This window comes from Sphingopyxis fribergensis (genome assembly GCF_000803645.1).
Classification (GTDB): Bacteria; Pseudomonadota; Alphaproteobacteria; order Sphingomonadales; family Sphingomonadaceae; genus Sphingopyxis; species Sphingopyxis fribergensis.
The window spans coordinates 1,278,131-1,297,362 of the sequence record NZ_CP009122.1 but is presented as its reverse complement, the minus strand read 5'-3'; the positions used below and the strand labels follow the sequence as shown (position 1 = coordinate 1,297,362).

The 19,232-nt window shown below is 63.8% G+C and carries 20 protein-coding genes; 7 read left to right on the top strand and 13 right to left on the bottom strand.

Features of this window, described 5'->3' with window-relative positions:
* Nucleotides 1-221 precede the first annotated feature (221 nt).
* Nucleotides 222-1,133 (top strand): EamA family transporter, encoded by a 912-nt coding sequence (locus SKP52_RS06055; RefSeq protein WP_039572827.1) that lies wholly within the window; start codon nt 222-224, stop codon nt 1,131-1,133.
* Here the strand turns inward: SKP52_RS06055 and SKP52_RS06050 are convergent.
* Complete coding sequence (locus tag SKP52_RS06050; RefSeq protein ID WP_039572825.1) at nt 1,130-2,032, bottom strand: hydroxymethylglutaryl-CoA lyase; 903 nt, start codon at nt 2,030-2,032, stop codon at nt 1,130-1,132. The two genes, SKP52_RS06055 and SKP52_RS06050, sit on opposite strands and share 4 nt — an antisense overlap.
* A 119-nt stretch (nt 2,033-2,151) precedes the next feature.
* Here SKP52_RS06050 and SKP52_RS06045 point away from each other — a divergent pair, with 119 nt between their 5' ends.
* Both SKP52_RS06045 and SKP52_RS06040 read left to right on the top strand, forming a co-directional pair.
* Nucleotides 2,152-3,315 (top strand): CaiB/BaiF CoA transferase family protein, encoded by a 1,164-nt coding sequence (locus SKP52_RS06045; protein ID WP_052207905.1) that lies wholly within the window; start codon nt 2,152-2,154, stop codon nt 3,313-3,315.
* A gap of 4 nt (nt 3,316-3,319) precedes the next feature.
* Complete coding sequence (locus SKP52_RS06040; RefSeq protein ID WP_039572823.1) at nt 3,320-4,024, top strand: glutathione S-transferase family protein; 705 nt, start codon at nt 3,320-3,322, stop codon at nt 4,022-4,024.
* A 257-nt stretch (nt 4,025-4,281) separates the two neighbouring features.
* Here the strand turns inward: SKP52_RS06040 and SKP52_RS06035 are convergent, their stop codons facing one another.
* The 7 genes from SKP52_RS06035 to SKP52_RS06005 all read right to left on the bottom strand — a co-directional run bounded on the left by SKP52_RS06035 (nt 4,282) and on the right by SKP52_RS06005 (nt 9,728).
* Nucleotides 4,282-4,875, bottom strand: coding sequence for a VOC family protein (locus SKP52_RS06035; protein ID WP_052207903.1), 594 nt, complete (start codon nt 4,873-4,875; stop codon nt 4,282-4,284).
* A gap of 18 nt (nt 4,876-4,893) precedes the next feature.
* A complete protein-coding gene (locus SKP52_RS06030) occupies nt 4,894-5,511 on the bottom strand; it encodes a glutathione S-transferase family protein (RefSeq protein ID WP_039580053.1) in 618 nt (205 codons plus the stop codon).
* A gap of 63 nt (nt 5,512-5,574) precedes the next feature.
* Entirely contained in the window at nt 5,575-6,489 is a 915-nt protein-coding gene (locus SKP52_RS06025; protein ID WP_039572822.1) for an SMP-30/gluconolactonase/LRE family protein, read from the bottom strand.
* The gene (locus tag SKP52_RS06020) at nt 6,486-7,133 is read right to left on the bottom strand and encodes a carboxymuconolactone decarboxylase family protein (protein ID WP_039572820.1); all 648 of its coding nucleotides are present in this window, start codon (nt 7,131-7,133) and stop codon (nt 6,486-6,488) included. The genes SKP52_RS06025 and SKP52_RS06020 overlap by 4 nt, the downstream gene beginning before the upstream one ends.
* A 10-nt stretch (nt 7,134-7,143) precedes the next feature.
* Nucleotides 7,144-7,539, bottom strand: a complete 396-nt coding sequence (locus tag SKP52_RS06015) for a nuclear transport factor 2 family protein (protein ID WP_039572818.1) — start codon at nt 7,537-7,539, stop codon at nt 7,144-7,146.
* Nucleotides 7,540-7,548: 9 nt separating this feature from the next.
* Nucleotides 7,549-8,436, bottom strand: a complete 888-nt coding sequence (locus tag SKP52_RS06010; protein WP_052207902.1) for an SDR family NAD(P)-dependent oxidoreductase — start codon at nt 8,434-8,436, stop codon at nt 7,549-7,551.
* Nucleotides 8,433-9,728 (bottom strand): spinster family MFS transporter, encoded by a 1,296-nt coding sequence (locus SKP52_RS06005; RefSeq protein ID WP_052207900.1) that lies wholly within the window; start codon nt 9,726-9,728, stop codon nt 8,433-8,435. Before SKP52_RS06005 ends, SKP52_RS06010 begins: the two co-directional genes overlap by 4 nt.
* 108 nt (nt 9,729-9,836) lie before the next feature.
* On the opposite strand from SKP52_RS06005, the gene SKP52_RS06000 reads away from it, so the two are divergent.
* Nucleotides 9,837-10,604 carry an SDR family NAD(P)-dependent oxidoreductase gene (locus SKP52_RS06000; RefSeq protein ID WP_039572816.1) on the top strand — a complete coding sequence of 256 codons (768 nt, stop codon included), beginning with the start codon at nt 9,837-9,839 and terminating at the stop codon, nt 10,602-10,604.
* A gap of 112 nt (nt 10,605-10,716) precedes the next feature.
* On the opposite strand, the gene SKP52_RS05995 is transcribed toward SKP52_RS06000, so the two are convergent.
* From SKP52_RS05995 to SKP52_RS05985, 3 genes are read right to left on the bottom strand one after another with little or no spacing between them, the layout of a single operon-like run.
* Nucleotides 10,717-11,427 (bottom strand): glutathione S-transferase N-terminal domain-containing protein, encoded by a 711-nt coding sequence (locus tag SKP52_RS05995; protein WP_039572814.1) that lies wholly within the window; start codon nt 11,425-11,427, stop codon nt 10,717-10,719.
* Entirely contained in the window at nt 11,424-11,924 is a 501-nt protein-coding gene (locus SKP52_RS05990) for a nuclear transport factor 2 family protein (RefSeq protein WP_052207899.1), read from the bottom strand. Before SKP52_RS05990 ends, SKP52_RS05995 begins: the two co-directional genes overlap by 4 nt.
* 8 nt (nt 11,925-11,932) lie before the next feature.
* Nucleotides 11,933-14,158: a TonB-dependent receptor gene (locus SKP52_RS05985; protein ID WP_148309038.1), complete on the bottom strand. Its 2,226-nt coding sequence runs from the start codon at nt 14,156-14,158 to the stop codon at nt 11,933-11,935.
* 122 nt (nt 14,159-14,280) lie between these two features.
* Here SKP52_RS05985 and SKP52_RS05980 point away from each other — a divergent pair, with 122 nt between their 5' ends.
* Nucleotides 14,281-14,787 carry a DUF3237 domain-containing protein gene (locus SKP52_RS05980; RefSeq protein WP_052207896.1) on the top strand — a complete coding sequence of 169 codons (507 nt, stop codon included), beginning with the start codon at nt 14,281-14,283 and terminating at the stop codon, nt 14,785-14,787.
* Between the two features lies 1 nt (nt 14,788).
* Nucleotides 14,789-15,514: a glutathione binding-like protein gene (locus SKP52_RS05975; RefSeq protein ID WP_039572810.1), complete on the top strand. Its 726-nt coding sequence runs from the start codon at nt 14,789-14,791 to the stop codon at nt 15,512-15,514.
* Between the two features lie 328 nt (nt 15,515-15,842).
* On the opposite strand, the gene SKP52_RS05970 is transcribed toward SKP52_RS05975, so the two are convergent.
* Nucleotides 15,843-17,408 carry a long-chain-fatty-acid--CoA ligase gene (locus tag SKP52_RS05970; RefSeq protein ID WP_039572806.1) on the bottom strand — a complete coding sequence of 522 codons (1,566 nt, stop codon included), beginning with the start codon at nt 17,406-17,408 and terminating at the stop codon, nt 15,843-15,845.
* Between the two features lie 80 nt (nt 17,409-17,488).
* On the opposite strand from SKP52_RS05970, the gene SKP52_RS05965 reads away from it, so the two are divergent.
* Nucleotides 17,489-18,547, top strand: coding sequence for a 5-methyltetrahydropteroyltriglutamate--homocysteine methyltransferase (locus SKP52_RS05965; RefSeq protein WP_039572803.1), 1,059 nt, complete (start codon nt 17,489-17,491; stop codon nt 18,545-18,547).
* Here the strand turns inward: SKP52_RS05965 and SKP52_RS05960 are convergent.
* On the bottom strand, nt 18,539-19,201 hold the full coding sequence (locus tag SKP52_RS05960; RefSeq protein WP_160292368.1) for an alpha/beta fold hydrolase: 663 nt from the start codon (nt 19,199-19,201) through the stop codon (nt 18,539-18,541). The two genes, SKP52_RS05965 and SKP52_RS05960, sit on opposite strands and share 9 nt — an antisense overlap.
* Nucleotides 19,202-19,232: the final 31 nt, after the last annotated feature.

Below are 19,232 nucleotides of genomic sequence, written 5' to 3'. Positions count from 1 at the left end.
GCCGAGCGCGGCGTGCATTTGCATAATTGTGCGTCATTTGCTCTCCGGCGCCTTTCCTGCAATGCGCCCGGCAATTGGTCTAGCTGATTGGAGTGGCAGGTCGGAAACGCGCGTGGCGACGGCCGCCGATGGCCCCATATACTTAGTAATAAAACTATTGCATGGGGCGGCATGGACAGCATGGCGCGAGTCGACAACAAAATGCGGGAGGGAAGAAGCGGATGAACCCGATCTGGCTTCCCGCATCGCTGTTGGGCGGCTTGTTCCAGGCGTGGCGAACCGCGCTGCAACAGCGCCTCCGCGCCGAGCTGAGCATCAGCGGCGCGGGACTGGTGCGCTATCTTTACGGCGTCCCCTTCGCTTTCGTTTTTGCGGGCATCTGGCTGACGGTCCAGCGCGAGGCGATACCTGTCTTCGGCGCCGGCTTCGCTGCGTTCGCGTTCGCCGGAGCGATCACGCAGATGGCGGGGACGATCCTGCTCATCATGGCGTTCGGACATCGCGGGTTCGTCGTCGGCACCGCCTTTTCAAAGACCGAAGCGGTGCAGGCCGCGCTCGTCACCGCGCTGTTCCTCGGCGAGCGACTGCCCCTGCTGGCATGGATCGGCATCGTCGCGGGGGTCGCGGGCGTGCTCATGCTCGCGCTTGCCGGACGCGGGGTTTCATGGCGCGAGATATGGCGCGCGCTCGGTCAGCCCGCGGCGCTGTGCGGGCTCGGCGCGGGATCGATGTTCGCGCTCGCGGCGATCGCGGTGAAGCTCGCGACCGCCGAACTGGATGGTGTCGACCTCATCGGTTCGGCGCTCATCACGCTCGTCGTGGTGATGGCGACCCAGACCGCGCTGCATCTGGCATGGGTCAGCGTGCGCGACCGCGACACGCTGCGCGCCGTGTGCCGGCAATGGCGAACGTCGAGTCAGGTCGGGCTGCTGTCGGCGCTGGGTTCGGCGTGCTGGTATATCGGCTTTGCGGCCGCGCCTGCCGCGCTTGTGCGGATCGTCGGGCAGGTCGAGGTCATCTTCACGATCGGCTTTGCGCATTTCTATCTGCGCGAGCCGGTGCGCTGGCACGAGATCGTCGGGCTGCTGCTCGTCGTCGGCGGCGTCATGATGGCGCTGCTCGCGACCTTTTAGGGGAAGGCCGGCGCTTTGCTGACCATCGCTGGCAAGGCACGTCCCATGACGCCAGCAAGCCATCCCGCCGCCTCGACGACCTGCGGCAACGCGATACCTGTTTCTACGCCGCTCTTTTCGAGCATATAGATCACGTCCTCGGTCGCGACATTACCCGCTGCGCCGGGCGCAAACGGGCAACCGCCGAGCCCGCCGAGCGACGCATCGACCGTCGCCGCGCCTTCGTTCACCGCCGCCCAGACATTGGCGATGCCGGTGCCGCGTGTGTTGTGGAAATGGACACGCACCGGCAGGTCGCCGACCGCCTCGCGCACGCGACCGACCATCTCCGAAACCCGTGCGGGCACGCCGACGCCGATCGTGTCGGCCAACGCGATTTCGCGGGGGGAAGCATCGGCGGCGCGCTTCGCCATCTCGACGACACGATCGATCGCGATTTCGCCCTCGAACGGGCAACCGAAGGCGGTGGCGATGGTGATCTGCCCACCGCGCCCCGCCGCTTTCGCCAGCGCCACAATCTCCATCGCGGCGGCGAGCGATTCGTCTGAATTTTGTCCTTGGTTCCGGATGCCGAAGCTGTCGCTGGTCACGCACACCGCGCCGAGTTCGTCGATCCGGCCCGTGGCGAGCGCGCGCTCGGCGCCGCGGCGGTTTAGGACAAGGCCGATATAGGTCACATCGCCGCGATCGGGCAGCATCGCGACAAGATCCTCGGCGTCGGCAAGCTGCGGCACCTTCTTCGGGTTGACGAAGCTCGTCACCTCGATGCGGCGGACGCCAAAGTCGATCGCGCGATGGATCAGCGCGAGTTTGTCGGCCGTCGAGACGATCCTCGTCTCATTCTGCAAACCATCGCGCGGGCCGACCTCGACCATTTCCACTGTCCGATTTTTCAACATCTTGCGTCCCGATTATCGCGAGTCATTTAGCAGGTTGAAAATTACATAGCATTCTAAGTATACAAAGGCCATGGGCGAGGCAGGCCGTCTCTAGCAGAGTCGGCCGCGAAAGGAATGATATGAGCGAGACGGGCAGCGGAGGCGCGCTGGAGGGCATCAGGGTCGTCGAGATGGGGCAGCTGATCGCGGGCCCCTTTTGCGGCCAGCTCCTCGGCGACATGGGGGCCGAGATCGTCAAGCTCGAGCCGCCGGTGACCGGGGATCAAATGCGCAACTGGGGCCAGGGCGACAAGCCGAGCTGGTGGCGCGTGATCGCGCGCAACAAATATTCGGTCGCAGCCGATTTGCGTTCTGCGGAGGGCCAGCAACTCGCGCGCGAGCTGATCGCCAAGGCCGATATATTGATCGAGAATTTCCGCCCCGGAACGCTCGAGAAATGGAACCTCGATCCGGCCGAACTGCGCAAGACAAACCCCGGGCTGATCGTCGTGCGCGTGTCGGGTTATGGACAGACCGGCCCCTATTCGGCGCGTGCGGGCTTTGGCGGCATCGGCGAGGCGATGGGCGGCTGGCGCGGCATCGTCGGCTATCCCGACCTGCCGCCCGCGCGCATGGGGGTGTCGATCGGCGACACGCTCGCCGCGACATACGGCTGCATGGGCGCGCTCGCCGCCCTCCATCACCGCAGCAAGACCGGCGAAGGCCAGATCGTCGATTCCGCGCTCTATGAAGCGGTGCTCCAGGTGATGGAATCGACCGTATCGGACTATTCGGCGAGCGGCGTGAAGCGTCGGCGCACGGGGTCGACGCTGCCCGGCATTGCGCCGTCGAATGTCTATCCGTGCAAGGATGGCGAATATCTGATCGGCGCCAACCAGGATGGCGTCTTCGCGCGTCTTGCCGCGGCGATGGGGCGACCCGAACTCGCGAGCGACGAACGCTATGCCACGCACCGCGCGCGCGGGGTGCGGCAGGAGGAGCTCGACGCGCTGATCGGCGAATGGACGGCGACGCTGACGATCGCCGAACTCGAAGCGAAGATGGTCGAGGCGGGCGTCCCCGCGGGCCGCGTCTTTGACGCCGAGGACATGCTGGCTGACCCGCATTTCGCCGCGCGCGACGCGCTGGTGACCGTGGCCGACGAGGAATTCGGCGAGGTCACAATGCAGGGCGTGTTCCCGAAAATGTCGGCGACGCCGGGCAGCGTGCGCCGCCCTGCCCCGCTGTCGGTCGGGCAGGATAGCGCCGACGTTCTGAAACGCTGGCTCGGACGGGAGGCCTGATCCGATGATTACCCTTTATGGCGGCCCCACCCCCAACGCGCGCAAGATTGCGATTGCGCTGCTCGAAATGGGTCTCGAATGGCGGCTCGACTATATCGACATCCTCGCGGGCGATCAGCTGACGCCCGCGTTCCTCGCGCTCAACCCGAACAACAAGACCCCGGTGATCGTCGATGATGAAGGGCCGGACGGGGAGCGGTTCGTGCTTTGGGAAACCGGCGCGATCCTGCTCTATCTTGCCGAGAAGACCGGGCTCTTCGTGCCGAGCGATCCATTAGGGCGCGCGATCTGCTGGCAATGGTTGATGTTCCAGGTGTCGGGCGTCGGCCCGATGTTCGGGCAGGAAGCGCATTTCACCCACTATGCCAAGGACCGGCACGAATACGCCATTGAGCGCTACAGCCGCGAGGTCGACCGGCTGATGATGGTGATCGACAAGCGTTTGGGCGAGGCCGAATGGCTCGCGGGCGGCGACTATAGTATCGCCGACATGGCGACCCTGCCCTATTTGCGCCGTCAGCTGATCGAAAAGGCGGGGCGTTTCCCGAATGTCGATCGCTGGGGCGCCGCGATGCTCGAACGCCCCGCTGTCGCTGAGGGCATGAAGGTCGGCGTCGCGCGCGCCGAGACGATCGAGGGCGGGCTCACCGGCTTCACCGATGAGCATCGCGCGATCCTGTGGGGCGACCGCCAGCATGTGAAGCGCTGAGACGGTCGCCGAAGCCGGCAAGCGATTGGCGGCTTTGGGGTGGAGAGCTGCCATTCGCTCCCCCTCTTTCGTCATCCCGGACTTGATCCGGGATCCACGGCGGCGCCGAAGTCATGGACCCCGGATCAAGTCCGGGGTGACGATGATTGAGAGGTCCGCTTCTGATCGTCAGCGGACATTTCGAACTCCGCCAAAAAAGAACCCGGCCAAAGGCCGGGTCCAGGAGGAGTTCCCAATGGGTAATATCTTGGGAATGCCTATTCGGCGGGGACCGGCGTCCGGCCGGTGATGAGGCCTTCGCGCTTGGTGCCGTCGGCCTGCACCGGGTCGTGCGCCACATCGCTTTCGTCGAATTCTTTCGTCCACGCCGCAAATTCGAGGCAGACGCCGTCGGGGTCGAAGAAATAGACTGAGCGCACAAATACGCCGGGGTGCAGTTCGTCGGTAGACTGCATCGGGCTGTCGTCGTGGTTCAGCACCTTGCTGACGTTGATTCCCTTGTCGACCAGGCGCTGGTAATAATCGTCGAACTTGTCGGCGCGAACGTTGATCGCGATATGGTTCATCGACCCGTGCGCTGAAACAAAGCTGCCCTGCGTCGGCAGCGCCGCGGGGGCCGAGATGCCGGGAACCGCTTCGGGCGCTTCGGGGAACCAGAAGAAGGCGAGGCTGTCGCCATTGCCGATATCGAAGAAGAAATGCTGGCCGCGGCCGCCGGGCAGGTCGATCGTCTTGGTGAGCGGCATGCCGAGCGTGTCGCGATAGAATTCGACCGTTTTCGCCATATCCTTGCACACGAGCGCGAGGTGATTGACCCCGCAAAATTCGAATTCGCTATTCGCTACAGCCATGATCCATCTCCTTGTGGTTCAGTTTACATTGGCGCTGGGGCGACTTTTCATCCGCTCGTACCAGCGCGCGACATTGATGTTCTCGGGGTCGATCGGTTGACCGACCGACACGCCGAAATCGAGGAATGCGAAGAGCAGCAGGTCGGCGAGCGACAATGTGTCGCCGGCGATATAGTCGCGGTCCGCGATCAGCGGGTCGAGCCAGCGGACGCCGTCCTGCGCGACCGCCTTCAGACCCGCCGCGGCTTCGGGCAGGCAACGCATCCGCGGCTCGAACAAAGGCAGGCCGTCGGAATAGCGAAATCCATTGGTCAGCGGCTCGCAGATCTTGATGTCGACGCGGCGCGTCCACATGCGCGTGTTCGCCCGTTCTTCGGCGGTCGTGCCGATGAGCGGCGGTTCGGGGAAGCGTTCTTCCAGATATTCGCAGATTGCGGTGATCTCACAAAGGAAACTGCCATCGTCGAGTTCGAGTGCCGGCGTCTGACCCGACGGATTGACGTCGGTGCAATAGGGGGCACGCCGGTTCTCGCCGCCGCGCAGGTCGATTGTGACCTTGGGGATCTCGATACCCTTTTCGGCCATGAACATCGTCACGACGCGCGGATTGGGGCCGATGGAGTTATAAAATTTCATGCCCATCCTCTTCCTTGAGTCTTTTCTAGCATCAAATGCTCTAATCGTCAATTAAGTTGACAGTTAATGCGACTTCGTTCCGCGCCGCGGCCAGCGCACGCGGTATAGCGTCCCGGTGGTCGATGCGGTGATATACGCATCGCGCCGATCGGCGCCGCCGAAGGCGATGTTCGTGATCCCGACATCCGGCAGTGGCACGAACTCCGAACCGCCGCCATCGGGGTCGAAAATCGTAATCCCGCCCTCGACCATCGTGCCGACGCAGATGCGTCCGCTCTCCTCGATGGCCATGCTGTCGAGCAGGCGAAAGGCGGGCGGGGTGCCGACGAAGCGGCCGGGCGCCCACGGCGGCGGCGGCGCCAGCTCGCCCGGCGCAACCACATCCATCGCCCAGACGCGCGCCGTCATCGTCTCGCTGACATAGAGCGTCGCGCCATCGGGCGACAGGCCGATCCCGTTCGGCCCCATCATGTCGGCGCGTTGGCGGCTGATCTTCGATCCGTCGGCCGCCGCATAATAGATGGCACCATGATCGCGGCCGGTGTCGCGCACCTGCCCGTGGTCGGTGAACCAGAAGCCGCCGGCGGCGTCGAAGACAATGTCGTTCGGCCCCTTGAGCCGCTCACCCTCGAAGCTGTCGTAGAGTGTCGTCACCGCGCCGGTAGTGAGGTCGACGCGCTGGATCGACCCGCACGCCCCGGCATGCGCGGCGTGGCCGGGAAACAGCAAGCTGCCCGCCTCGATCCACTCGAACCCGCCATTGTTGCAGACATAGGCCGCGCCATCGGGGTCGATTGCGAGGCCATTTGGTCCGCCGCCAAGTTCGGCGACCACCGACAGGCTGCCGTCGAGCGCGACGCGCGTCAGCGTGCCACGCGCGATCTCGACCAGCAGTACCGACCCGTCGGGCATCGGCACGGGACCTTCGGGGAAACGAAGGCCCGTCGCGACGACCTCGGGGACGCCGTAAACGCTCATCCGCCCGCTGGACGCGGGGCGCTGAGAAAGTCGGCAGCGCTAAAGCCTTCGGGCGCGGCGATCTCGACGATCGGGTCTTCGCGCGCGTCATATTCCATGCGCAGCGCGCGGGTGATCACCGCGTGCATATCGTACAGGCAGGTGATGTAGGTGAATTCGAAAATCTGCTCGTCGTTCCAAAAGGTCTTGAGTTTGTCGAACACCTCCAGCGGGACGCGCCCGCCCGCCTGCGCGAGGCAGTCGGCATAGGCGAGCACCGTGCGTTCCTGCTCGTCATAGCAGTCGGCGACCTGCCAGTGCGCAATGGCGGCGATCTTCTCTTCGCTGACGCCGAGGCCGCGGAGCGACTTGCAATGCTGCGAAAAGACGAATTGGCTGCCCTTGACCCAGCCCGCGCGGGTCTGGCCAAGCTCGCGCAGCACCGGGTCGATCGTGCGCGCCGGGTTGCGGTATACGGCGAAACCCTTGACTGCATGTTCGAAGATGTCGGGCGACAGTGCGAACACCGTCCACCAGTCGCCCGGCGTGCCGGTCGCGGTACCGGGCTCGGCGACGGGGTCACGGTCGCCGAACAGGCGGTTGTAATAGGCGAGGACGGTTTCGTCGGTGACTTCCGAGCGGGGAACCTGGCGCAAGACGGGCATGATGGGCTCCTCAGGCGTTTGCAAATTTGCGGAATTCGGCGACGTGCGCGCTGTCGAAATATTCGTCGAGGCGCGTGATCTTGCCGTTCGCGACCTTGCAGATGATCGCGCAGGGCAGACGGACCGGGCCTTCGTCATGGACGCGCACGCCCTTCAGGACATGCTGCTGGACGAAGCCGCCGGGGAAGGTGGTCAGTCGGCGGTCGGCATATTCGCGGTCCTTGATCCGCGCGACCATGCCGGTCAGCGTCGCCGCGGTCTGCGCCGGGGTGACGATCAGCTCGTCGGTGTTGTGCCAGATCTCGGCATCGGGGTTGAAGCTGCCCTGCATCGTCTCGATATCGCCCGCCTCGATTGCGTCGAAAAAACGCTGCGCCATTGCGCGGATGTCGTCCTGCTCAGCCATGTCTCTCTCCTATTTTTTCGCGCCGAACATCCGGCCGCCATTGGCGGCGATCAGCCCGTCGATATCGTCGCCCTGGTAATCCGGATCGGCAGAAGGGCCAAAGGACGACAGCATATCCTGCGTCACCAGTTCGGCCATCGCCTTCCATTCAGGGTGGGTGAAAATCCAGTAATCGCCGGCCTCGATCGCGGCGACGACATGCGCACCGACCTTGGCGGGGTCCATCCCGCCTGCAAGCACACCCTGCATCGCTTGGCTGGTCGCCGCCGCCGTACCGACCTCGTTTTCGACGGGGCGCAGGTCGCGCGTCGTCTCGACGATCCGCGTCGCCGACATGCCGGGCATCAGGACCGATATGTCGACGCAGGTTGCGGCCAGTTCGTTGCGCAGCGCCATCGCAATGCCGAGCGTCGCATATTTCGAGCTGATATAGGCGACCGAAATCGGCGGCGGCACGATCGCGACCATCGACGAGGTGATGACGAGGTGACTCGGCTCGCCGCTCGCCTTCATGTCGCCGAGGAAGGTGCGGCAGGCATAAAGTTGCGCATGCGCGTTGACGGCGTAGTTCCAGCGCCAGACGTCGGTGTCATATTGCTCGAACGGCCCCGATCCGCCGCCGACGCCCGCGTTGCTGAACAGGATGCGCACCGGGCCGAATTCGCGCGCCTTGGCGCCCGCGTCGGCCCAGCTGTCTTCGCTCGTCACGTCGAGTTGGAGGCCAAGCGCGTTCGCGCCGTCGCTTCGCAGCCCCGCCGCTGCATTTTCGGCGCCCACTGCGTCGATATCGGCGAGGATCACCGATGCCCCCTTCGCGGCGAGCGCTTTGGCGGTTGCGAGCCCGAGCCCGCTCGCGCCGCCGGTGATGAAGGCGGTTTTGCCTGCGACGTCGGTCATTCGGCGAAGTCCTTTTCGAGGTGTCGCGTCATCGCATATTGGGCGATCCCCGCGGCGGCAGCGAAGGGCATCAGCGCCATCAGCGCCCAGCGCAGGCTGTCGACGCCATGCGTATCTTTCAGAGCGTCACTGACGATCCCCGCGAACAATGGGCCAAGGCCGAGGCCGATGATATTGAACATCAGCATCAGCACCGCGGCGGCGGTCGCGCGGCTGCGCGGTGGGGTGAGGTTCTGCACCAGCGCCAGGGCGGGCGCGACATAGGCGGTGCAAGCCGCCATCGGCACGAGCATCAGCGCGAGCGACAGCTGCCACGTGTCGACGAGCAATGCCGCGATGAAGGTCGGGATCAGCAGCGCGGTTGCGAGAGCAGGGATCGTGCCATAAGCGCGCGCCGACGTCTTGGCGCGGTGGCTGACGAGCCAGCCGCCGCCGAGAATGCCAATGCCGAATGTGATGCCCGCAGCGGGCGCGAACCAGGTCGCCATCGCTTCCAATGGCATCTTCTGCGTGCGCATCAGGAAGGCGGGGATCCAGTTGAGCATCCCATAGCTGACGAAGGCGGCGAGCCCGCTGCCGATCATCACCATGCGGAGTGACGGACGGCGGATGAACATCGCGAGGCTCTGGCTGAAGGGCAGCGCCTCGTCGGCGGGCTTGTGCGTATCCATCGCCCCGCGCGCGGGTTCGCGCACCAGCCAGATCAGCAGGGGCGCAACCAAAATGCCGACGATGCCGATCACGACGAACGCGTTGCGCCAGCCGATGTTCGCCGCCGCCCACGCGCCGAACGCCGCGCCAACGAAGACGCCAAAGGGGCCGTTGCAGGTGAAGATGCCGATCGCGAGCGGACGCTGCGCCGGCGGATAATAATCGGCGATGACCGACAACGACGGGGCGGTGCCGCCAGCCTCCCCTGCACCGACGCCGAAACGCATCAGCGCAAGCTGCCAGAAATTCGATGCAAAGCCGCACGCCGCGGTGAATCCGCTCCACACCACGCACGCGATGCCGATCAGCTTGACGCGGTTCCAACGGTCGGCGACCATCGCGACGGGAACCCCCATCGCGGCATAGAAGAGCGCGAAGGCGAGGCCGGTGAGCAGGCCGAACTGGGTGTCGCTGAAATCCATCTCGGCGCGGATCGGTTCGACCAGCACCGAGAGCAGTTGGCGGTCGACGAAGTTGATCGTGCCGACCACGAACAGCATCACGAGCGCGGCGTTGCGACGCAGCGAAAGGCCGCTGTCGGACGCGGCGGCGCCTCCATTGAGGGCGGTGGCGTCTGTCATAACTCTCCCCGGATATGCGCGAGTCTTCTCGTGCGAAAAATACTTAGATATTTAAGTTTATCTGTCAATGTGCTTTACGGTAACGACAAGATCGACGGGAGAGAAGAGATGGATATCAACGGCAAAACCGCCATTGTGACGGGCGCGGCGGGCGGCATCGGCCGCGCAACCGCGGTGATGCTGGCGAGCCGCGGCGCAGCCGAGATCGCGCTGGTCGACGTCAACGAAGCGGGGCTCGCCGAGACGGCGCGGCTGGTAGCGGCTGCGGGCGCACGGGCGAGCGTCCACACGCCGGATCTGTCGGACATTCCCGCGACCGAGGCTTGGTTTCAGGCGCATGGCGACGTCGACATATTGCACAATAATGCCGGCGTCGTTTCGGGCCTGCCGCAATTTCCAGACGTCGATGCCGCGCGCATCCGCTGGATCATCGACGTCAACATCACCTCGCTCGTCGCGGCGACGCAGATCGCGGTGCAGGCAATGAAAAAGCGCGGTGGTGGGGTGATCATCAACACCGTGTCGACCGTCGCGCTCGGCACCGGGTTTTACGATGCGATGTATGCGACGACCAAGGCGGCGGTGATGATGTTCACGCGCTGCTGCGCCGGATTGAAGGACGAATGCAATGTCCGCGTCGCGGGGATGCTTCCGGGGTTGGTCGACACGCCGATCCTCGACACGACGGGTACGGGCGGCAAATCCGAGTGGATGAAGACCGTTCTCGCGAACAACGAGGCGTGCATTCCGGAGGATATTGCGGGCGCGGTGGCTATGCTCATCGAGGACGACAGGCTCGCGGGGGGCGACTGGGTTGCTGTGCGGCGGCTTGAGGGCAAGGTCGAATATCAGTGGGGCCATGCCAACACAGTGTGACATCCCGTCGTCATTGCGAGCGAAGTGAAGCAATCTCCAGCCTTCGAGCTTAGCCTACGGCCGCGAACTGGGGATTGCCGCGTCGCTCCGCTCCTCGCAAGGACGGGTTGGTTCACCGCGTCGGCGCGTCCAGCATATTCTTGCCAAACAAATTGGACCATTGTTCCTCGGTCAGCACTGGGCGCGCACTCGACAGGTTTGCCGCATTCTTGACGTCGGTTCCCGCCATCACCGCGGGCCGTTCGCCGATCCGCGCAAACCAATCGGCGACGGCCGGGTAATCGTCGAGCGTCAGGCCGATCGCCCGGATCGCGCGCGTCCATGGCCAGGCAGCGATGTCGGCGATGCTATATTCTTCAGCGAGATAATCGGCCTCATTCAGACGGCCATTGAAGACATGGAGCAGCCGCAGCGTCTCGTTGCGATAACGCTCCACCGGATAGGTCTGCCCTTCGGGCGCGTAGCGGATGAAGTGATGCGCCTGACCCTGCATCGGACCGAAACTCGCCATCTGCCACATCAGCCATTGCTGCGCCTGACTGCGCCGCCGCGGGCTTTCGGGGAGAAGCTGGCCGCTCTTTTCGGCCAGATAGAGCAGGATCGCGCCGGACTCGAATATCGGCAGCGGCGCCCCGCCGCCGATGGGGTCGTGATCGACGATCGCGGGCAGGCGGCCGTTCGGGTTGATCCGCCGATATTCGGGCGTCAGATGATCGCCCTCGAGCATGTTCATCGCGAGAAGCTGGTGCGGCAGCCCCACCTCTTCGAGCATGATCGAGACCTTGTGGCCGTTGGGCGTGGGCGTGAAATAGACGTCGATCATGCGGCTTTTCCCTCGGCAAAATTGGCACGCGCGGCGGCGAAAGCGGCGTCGAACGCCTCTTTACCGGCAGGATAGGCGACGACGGTCAACGTCACGCCCGCGATCTTCCACCCGTCCCGCCGCACCAGCCGGTGCGTATAGCGGCCGATCAGGTCGCCGAGCAAAGCGCGGTCCTCGACCCCGACGACATGAACGGCATCGACGATGCTCGTCACAGTCGCGCAGTCCCCATCGATCGCCGGGACGATATTATGCAGTTGGTGCGCGGTCGCGTCGAAGCCTTCGAGCGCCTTGCAGCGGCTGGTCCATTCGTCGGCGGGTACCGTCGCGACGATCGAACCGATCGAACCATAATCGATCGCGATCTCGTCGGTGAAGAGCGCGCGGTAAGCGCTCCAGTCGCGCGCATCGAGCGCGCTCGCATAACAGGTCACGACCGCGGCCGCCGCTTCCCTGTCGAGGAAAGCGTCGATCGCGGCCGATCCCTGGGACATCATATTCGAACCTAGAACTTGATCCCGGCCTCGACCGAAATATTGCGGGTGGGTTCGAGATAGAGGATCGCGCGCGGCGTCGCGGTGATCGGCGACGGCAGGTTGAATGCGCTGCCGATCGTCTTTTCGTTGGTCAGATTCTTGCCGACAAGCGCGACGTGCCAGCTGTCGTCCTGATCGGCGAGTTGGACGCGCAGGTCGAGCTTTGCATAGCCGTTCTGCACCCCAAAGATCGGGCTCTGGTTGTCCGAGTTGAAATATTTCGACCGCGCCGACGCGACGCCGGTGATGTCGAATTTCAGATCGCTCGACAGGTCGAAGCGGGCGTGTGCAGTGACGCTGCCGGTGTACTTCGACGAGTAAGCGACGGGATAACCGGCCAGATTATTCGTTGCCGGGGTGCAGCCAATCTGTGAAGCCAGGCAGGCCGCGCCCGGATAATCGTCATATTTGATATCGGCATAGGCGGCCGACGCGCTGATGTCGAAATTGGGGATCGGGAAGATGCTGAGCGATCCTTCGAGCCCCTTCGACGTCGCGGCGGCGGCATTGCCGGTCAGATAGCTCGAGGTTGCGGGCTGATAGACCGAGACCTGCAGATCCTTGAACTTGGTGTGATAGGCCGAGAGATTCGCGACAACCTTGCCGTCGAACAATGTCGACTTGATGCCGGCCTCGAAATTCTCCGAACGTTCGGGTTCGAAGGTGAAGGTGCTATCGACGGTGCCAAGCGTGTTCGACACGAAGCCACCCGATTTCGACCCGCGGCCCCACGTCGCATAGACCATGATCCGCGGCGCGATATCATATTGCAGCGTCACCGACGGATCGACATTGCCCTCGCTGATCGAACCCGTCGCACTCGAGATCGGACGCAGCGCGAAGGGGCCATAGACGAGCCTTGCCGCGAAATCGCCGTCCTTCTTTGTGTGGCTGTAACGCAGGCTGCCGATCGCGCGGAACGCATCACTGATGTTGAAGGTCGCCTGGCCGAACACCGACCAGGATTCGGCCTTTTGCCGGAAGATGCTGTCGATACGGCCGAAATAGTTCAGGCTTGCGATGTTGAAGCCCTGATATTGCTCCAGCGTATAGTCGGACTTGTCGTAATAGGCGCCCGCGATGAATTCGAGGGTCTTGCCCGTCGGCGACAGGATGCGGATTTCCTGGGAAATCTGGTCGAAACGTTCGGGGAAGGCGTTATACACCGAGTTCGGAACAAAGGCGCCGCCGCTGTTCGGGATCGTCTGGTCGAACCCGTTGACGATCTTCGACTTGAACCAGCTGTAGCCGGTCACCGAGGTCAGCGTGAAATCGCCGAGCGCGAGGTTGCCGACGCCCGAGATCATCACCGACTTGTTCTTGTTGCCCTCGTCGCCGAGCGCCGCGCGTTCCACATAGCGCGTCGTCTGCGGATCCTGTCCGCTGGTCAGCGGGCTCGACACGGTGATGCCGCCGATCACTTCGCGGTTCCCGTACTCTACCTTCGCCGTATAGTCGAAATCGTCCGACGGCTCCCATTTGACGGTCAGGCGCAGCAACTGCGACTTGATTTCGGGATCGTCATGATCGGTCGCACGGTTGTAGATATAGCCATCCTGATTGACGATCTTGTACGCAAAGCGCGCGCCGAGCGTGTCGCTGATCGGCCCCGACAGATAGCCCGAGAAATCGGTGCCCTTATGGTCGAAATTATAAAGGCCGGTGATCGCGCCTTCGAAATCCTTCGTCGGACCCGCCGAAACGACGCTGACCGCGCCCGCCGCAGTATTTTTGCCGAACAAGGCGCCTTGCGGGCCGCGCAGCACTTCGACGCGCGCGAGATCGAAGAAGGGCGCCTGCGCCTGCCGGTTGCGGCCGGCATAGATGCCGTCAACATAGAGCGAGACCGACTGGTCGAAAGCGAAGTTCGCCGGCGGCGAACCGAAACCGCGAATATAGATGACGTCGTTGCCTGCGGTCGACTGGACAAAGACGTTCGGCGTGTAGTTCATCACCGCCTTGATATCGCTGGTGTTGAATTCGGCGAGCTTGGCGCCGCTGACAACTTCCATCGAAATCGGCACGTCCTGCAGGCTCTGCTCGCGCTTTTGCGCGGTGACGATGATTTCGTTGGTGTTGCTGTCGTCGATGTCCGCCGTGTCGGCGGAGGCCGCCTGCGCCATCGCCGGTGCGGCATTGGCAAGCATTGCGATCGCGGCCACGCCGGACAGCAGGAACTGGTTATGCGCCTTCATCTTCACCCTCCCATAGAGCTTGTTGTCGCGGTCCCGGAAAGCCTTCCGATCCGTCAATCTGATTGACCCTTAGTATACTAATGGTTTTATGCTTGTCCATAGGCTGGAAGAGGATTCGCACGATGAACGAAGAAAATTCGCATGATATGCCCGCCGCGCTGGCGACACGCCATCTGTGCACCGTCGAGTTCGAGGTGGGCGGCGGCATTGTCGGCATCGGCGCGTCGCCCTTCGGTGATCAGCGGTTGGGCTACATCAGCGGCGGCCGCTTTTTCGGACCTCGTATCAACGGTATAGTGTTGCCGGGCGGCGGCAATTGGTCGCGTGCCGGGCGGCTCGGCGATGCCGCTTCGGTCGGCACCTTCGATGCCCGCGCGGTATGGCAGACCGACGACGGCGAGCTGATCTATCTGAGCTACACCGGACGTAACATCATTCCCGATGACGTGCGTGCGACGTTCGTCGACCCCGCTGTGCCCGACGCGGACCCGTCGCGCTATTATTTGCGAATCGCGCCGGTCTTCGAAACCGCGAGCGCAAAATATGGCTGGCTCAACGGCGTGCTCGCGGTCGGCGTCGGCGAGCGTACCGATTTCGGGGTGCGCCATGTGATCCACGAGGTGCTGTGAGATGATCGACCTTCATTATTCGGCGACCCCGAACGGACAAAAGATCGCGATCATGCTCGAGGAAATCGGCGAGCCGTACCGCGTCATTCCCTATGACATCTTCGATGGTGACCAACTGACGGTTGAGTTCGGGCGGGTCAATCCGAACCACAAGCTGCCCGCGATCGTCGATCAAGACCCGGCGGGTGGCGGCGATCCGATAACCGTTTTTGAATCGGGCGCGATCCTGCAATATCTTGCCGAAAAAAGCGGTCGCTTCCTGCCCGCACCGGGCGCGGCGCGTGCGGCGACCTTGTCGTGGTTGACTTGGCAGGTCGCCGGACTGGGCCCGATGGGCGGGCAGGCGAGCCATTTCCTGCGCTACGCGCCGGCGGGGCAGGATTATGCGACCGCGCGCTACACCAAGGAATTGAATCGCTTGCTCACCGTGCTAGAAAACAGGCTGGAGAAGAGCGCTTATGTTGCGGGCGAAGACTATAGTATCGCCGACATGGCAATCTGGCCCGGCCGCGCCTCGGCCTTCGTCATGGGAATGGGCCTCGACGAATGGCCCGCGATGCGCGCGTGGTTCGAGCGCATAAGCGAACGGCCCGCGGTTGCGCGGGCGATGGCGCGCGAGGATCTGAAACCCCCGGCGAAATATGTCGGCCGGCACCAGATGCTCGACGACAAAGAATGGTCGAACATGTTCGGCGACGCCAACCATGCGGCGGTGAAGGGCGATTGACGCCCGAATGTCCGAAAACGACCCGAAGCGGCCGATCCCCTTACTTCGTCATCCCCGCGAAAGCGGGGACCCAGAGCGTGCTTAGGCTGATTCCACACTGGGTTCCCGCTTTCGCGGGAATGACGAATATCGATAGAACGACGGCTAGCGACCGATAGTTGCCGTTGAAGGATTTGCTCTCTCCCCTTCAGGGGAGAGATAAGAAGGTTTGCCGGTTTTTACCGGCTAGCCGCAGTTGAGAGGGGCTTGAACTGCTTCCGCCCCCTCTCCCAACCCTCTCCCCTGAAGGGGAGAGGGCTATGTCCGCTCCCCACCCTAAGCCGACATTCTACCCCACCGCCCGGACGCGGCCTTCCCAATAAGGAGCGCGCAATTCGCGGCGGAGCACCTTGCCCGAGGGGTTGCGCGGCAACGCATCGATGAACTCGACGCTCTTGGGGATCTTGTATGCTGCGATCCTTTCGCGCGCCCAGGCGACGATATCGTCAGGGTCTAGCGTGGTGCCCGCCGCAGGCACGATTAGCGCCTTCACGCTTTCGCCCCATTTGTCGTCCGGAACCCCGATCACCGCGACGTCGGCGACGCCGGGGCAGCCCATGATCGCACTTTCGACCTCGGCCGGATAGACATTCTCGCCGCCCGACACGATCATGTCCTTGATGCGGTCGTGGACGTAATAGAAGCCGTCGACATCGCGATAACCGACATCGCCTGTGTGGAGCCAGCCGCCCGCAAGCGTCTCTTCGGTCGCTGCGGCGCGGTTCCAATAGCCCTTCATCACGATGCCGCCGGAGATCGCGATTTCGCCGATCTCGCCGTCGCCAAGCTCTGCCCCCTCCCCATCGAGGATCGCCATCGCGGCGCCGGGCCAGGGCTTGCCGCACGAGGTGAGCTTGCCCGGCAGATCATGCGCGTTCGGCGACAGATAGGAACCGCCGCCGGCCGACTCGGTCATGCCGTAGAATTGCACGAAATCGCAGCCGAAGGTCGCGCGCGCGCGGCGCAGGACATCCTCGGCGATCGGCGAAGCCCCGTAGGCGATCGACTTGAGCGCAGGATATGCGCCACTATTGGCAGCCGGCTGGAGTAGCATCATCTGGATCATCGCGGGCGCAAGGAAGGCGTGCGCGACATTGTCCTCGCGCATCATGCGTACCGCGTCGGCGGCGGTGAAATCCTTGACGAGGACCAGCCGCCCGCCCTGCGCGAGCCCCGAGAAGCTGACATTCGTGCCCGCGACGTGGAACAAGGGCATGACGATCATCACCGTCTCGTCCTCACCATAGGCAAAGCCGTCGACCTCGGTCGCGGCTTCGAGGAAAGTGCGGTAGTTGGCGTTGGTGAGCACGACGCCCTTCGGCAGGCCGGTCGTGCCGCTGGTGTAGAGCTGGAGCACATCGTCGGTGAGTTGCGGCGGGTCGGCGAGCGGAGCGTCGGGTGCCTCGCCCAGCCAGGTCTCGAAGGGTTCGAACGCGGGATGCGCGCCGTACAGTGCGATCAACCGGGGCGGCACAGCCAGATCGGCGACCGCAGCCAGCGCACAGTCGAAGAAATCCTCGCCGACGAACAGCAGTTTCGGCCCCGCATCGCCCAGGATGAAGCCGATCTCGGCAGGCGCAAGGCGGCAGTTGATGGGCGCGAAACAGGCGCGCGCGCGCGCCGTGCCGAAGAAAAGCGGATACCAGCTGTCGTGGTTCTTGGTCAGCGCCGAAACGCGGTCGCCAGCCGCGAGCCCCGCGGCGATCAGGGCATGCGCGACACGGTTGGAACGCGCATCGAGCTCGGCAAAGCTCGTCTCGCGTTCCCCGAACTTCACTGCGGTCGCCTGCCCCCGCACGCACGCCTGCGCCGCCGGAATATCCGCCAGCGTCCGGATGGCCTCCAGATCGATCATTTTGCTCTCCCAACCGTCGTTTCGACTTGAATTAGATAGAATACTAAGCAAATGCTTGACCAGTCCAAAAATCGAGAGGAATGGCCTTGTTCGACCACCCCATCCTGCCGACAACCATCGTCGGAAGCTACCCCCAGCCTGACTGGCTGATCGACCGCAAGCGGCTGAAGGCCAGCCTGCCCCCGCGCGTCCGCGCCGAAACGCTGTGGCGCATCCCAGAACCATGGCTCGCCGACGCACAGGAAGCGGCGACGCTGATGGCGATTCGCGATCAGGAAGAGCTTGGCATCGACATCGTCGGCGACGGCGAAATGCGCCGGGAAAGCTATTCGAACCGCCTCGCGACCGCGCTATCCGGAATCGACCGCGAGAAGCACGGCACCGCGATAGACCGCACCGGCAACGCCAATCCGGTGCCGCTCGTTTCCGGCCCGATCCGCCGCGTCGCCCCGATCGAGGCGCAGGATGCCGCCTTCCTCCGCCGCCATTCGACCAAGCCGGTGAAGCTCACCCTGCCCGGCCCGTTCACGATGACGCAACAGGCCGAGAATGGCTATTATCCCGACGCACGGTCGCTCGCGATGGACTATGCCGATGCGGTCAATGCCGAGGTGAAGGATCTGTTCGCGGCGGGCGTCGACGTCGTCCAGCTCGACGAACCCTATTTGCAGGCACGCGCGGCAGAGGCGAACAGCTATGCGATCGAGGCGATAAACCGCGCGCTCGACGGGGTAGGCGGGACGACCGCGCTGCATATCTGTTTCGGTTATGCTATGGTGCATCACGGCGCAGGGGCAACGGGGCCGAAACCCAAGGCCTATGATTTCCTCGCCGAACTCGAAGCGTCGTCGATCGACGTGATCTCGATCGAGGCGGCGCAGCCGGGGCTAGACCCCGCGATCCTCGCCGAATTGCCGACCAAGACGATCATGTATGGCGTGCTCGACCTGTCGATCCCCGAGATCGAAACGCCAGAGGTTGTCGCTGGGCGCATTCGCGAGGCGCTGCGCTATGTCGACGCCGAGCGGCTGTGGATCGCGCCCGATTGCGGGATGAAATATCACAGCCGCGAACATTCGCAGGCGAAGCTGAAGGCCATGGTCGACGGGACGGCGCTGGTGCGGGCGGAGCTAACCTAATTCGTCGATAAACTCGGTCAGCAGCGCCAAGACCAATTCCGGCGCCTCAACCGTCGGCAGATGCCCGGCGCCGGGAATCACTTCAAGCCGCGCCCCCGCAATCGCGTCCAAAATCTCGTCATGGTGCGCGCGGCTGGTGATGCCGTCCTTCTCGCCCCATATCAGCAAGGTCGGCACCCTTATCTCGCCGAGCCGCGGGCGGCTGTCGATGCGTGCCATGATCGCGCGCTGCTGCGTAAGGAAGGTATCGGCGCCGGTATCAGCCGCCATCTGCCGCGCAATGCCGAGAAGGCGCTCGTCGCGGCGCTTTTCCTCGGGAAAGAGAATTGGGATGCGTTCCTCGACCACCTGATCGAACCGGCCGCTTTCAACGAGGTCGATATAGCCCTGCCGCCGCGCGGTCTGCGCCGGGCCGTCGGCCGAGGCGAGCGTCGAAATCAGCGCCAGCTTGGCAACGCGTTCGGGCGCGCGGCGCATGACCTCGAAGGCGACGAAGCCCCCCATCGCGTGCGCGATCAGGATGAACTTCGGCGGCGCATTGTCGAGCAGGCGCTGCGCAAAACCCTCGATCGTGTCGTCACTTTGATTGTCGGCGACGATCACCTCCCGATCGGTCCATGCGTCGAGCAGCGGCTGCCATACGGCTTTGGTCAAAAGCTGACCTGTAATCAAAACGATAGGAATC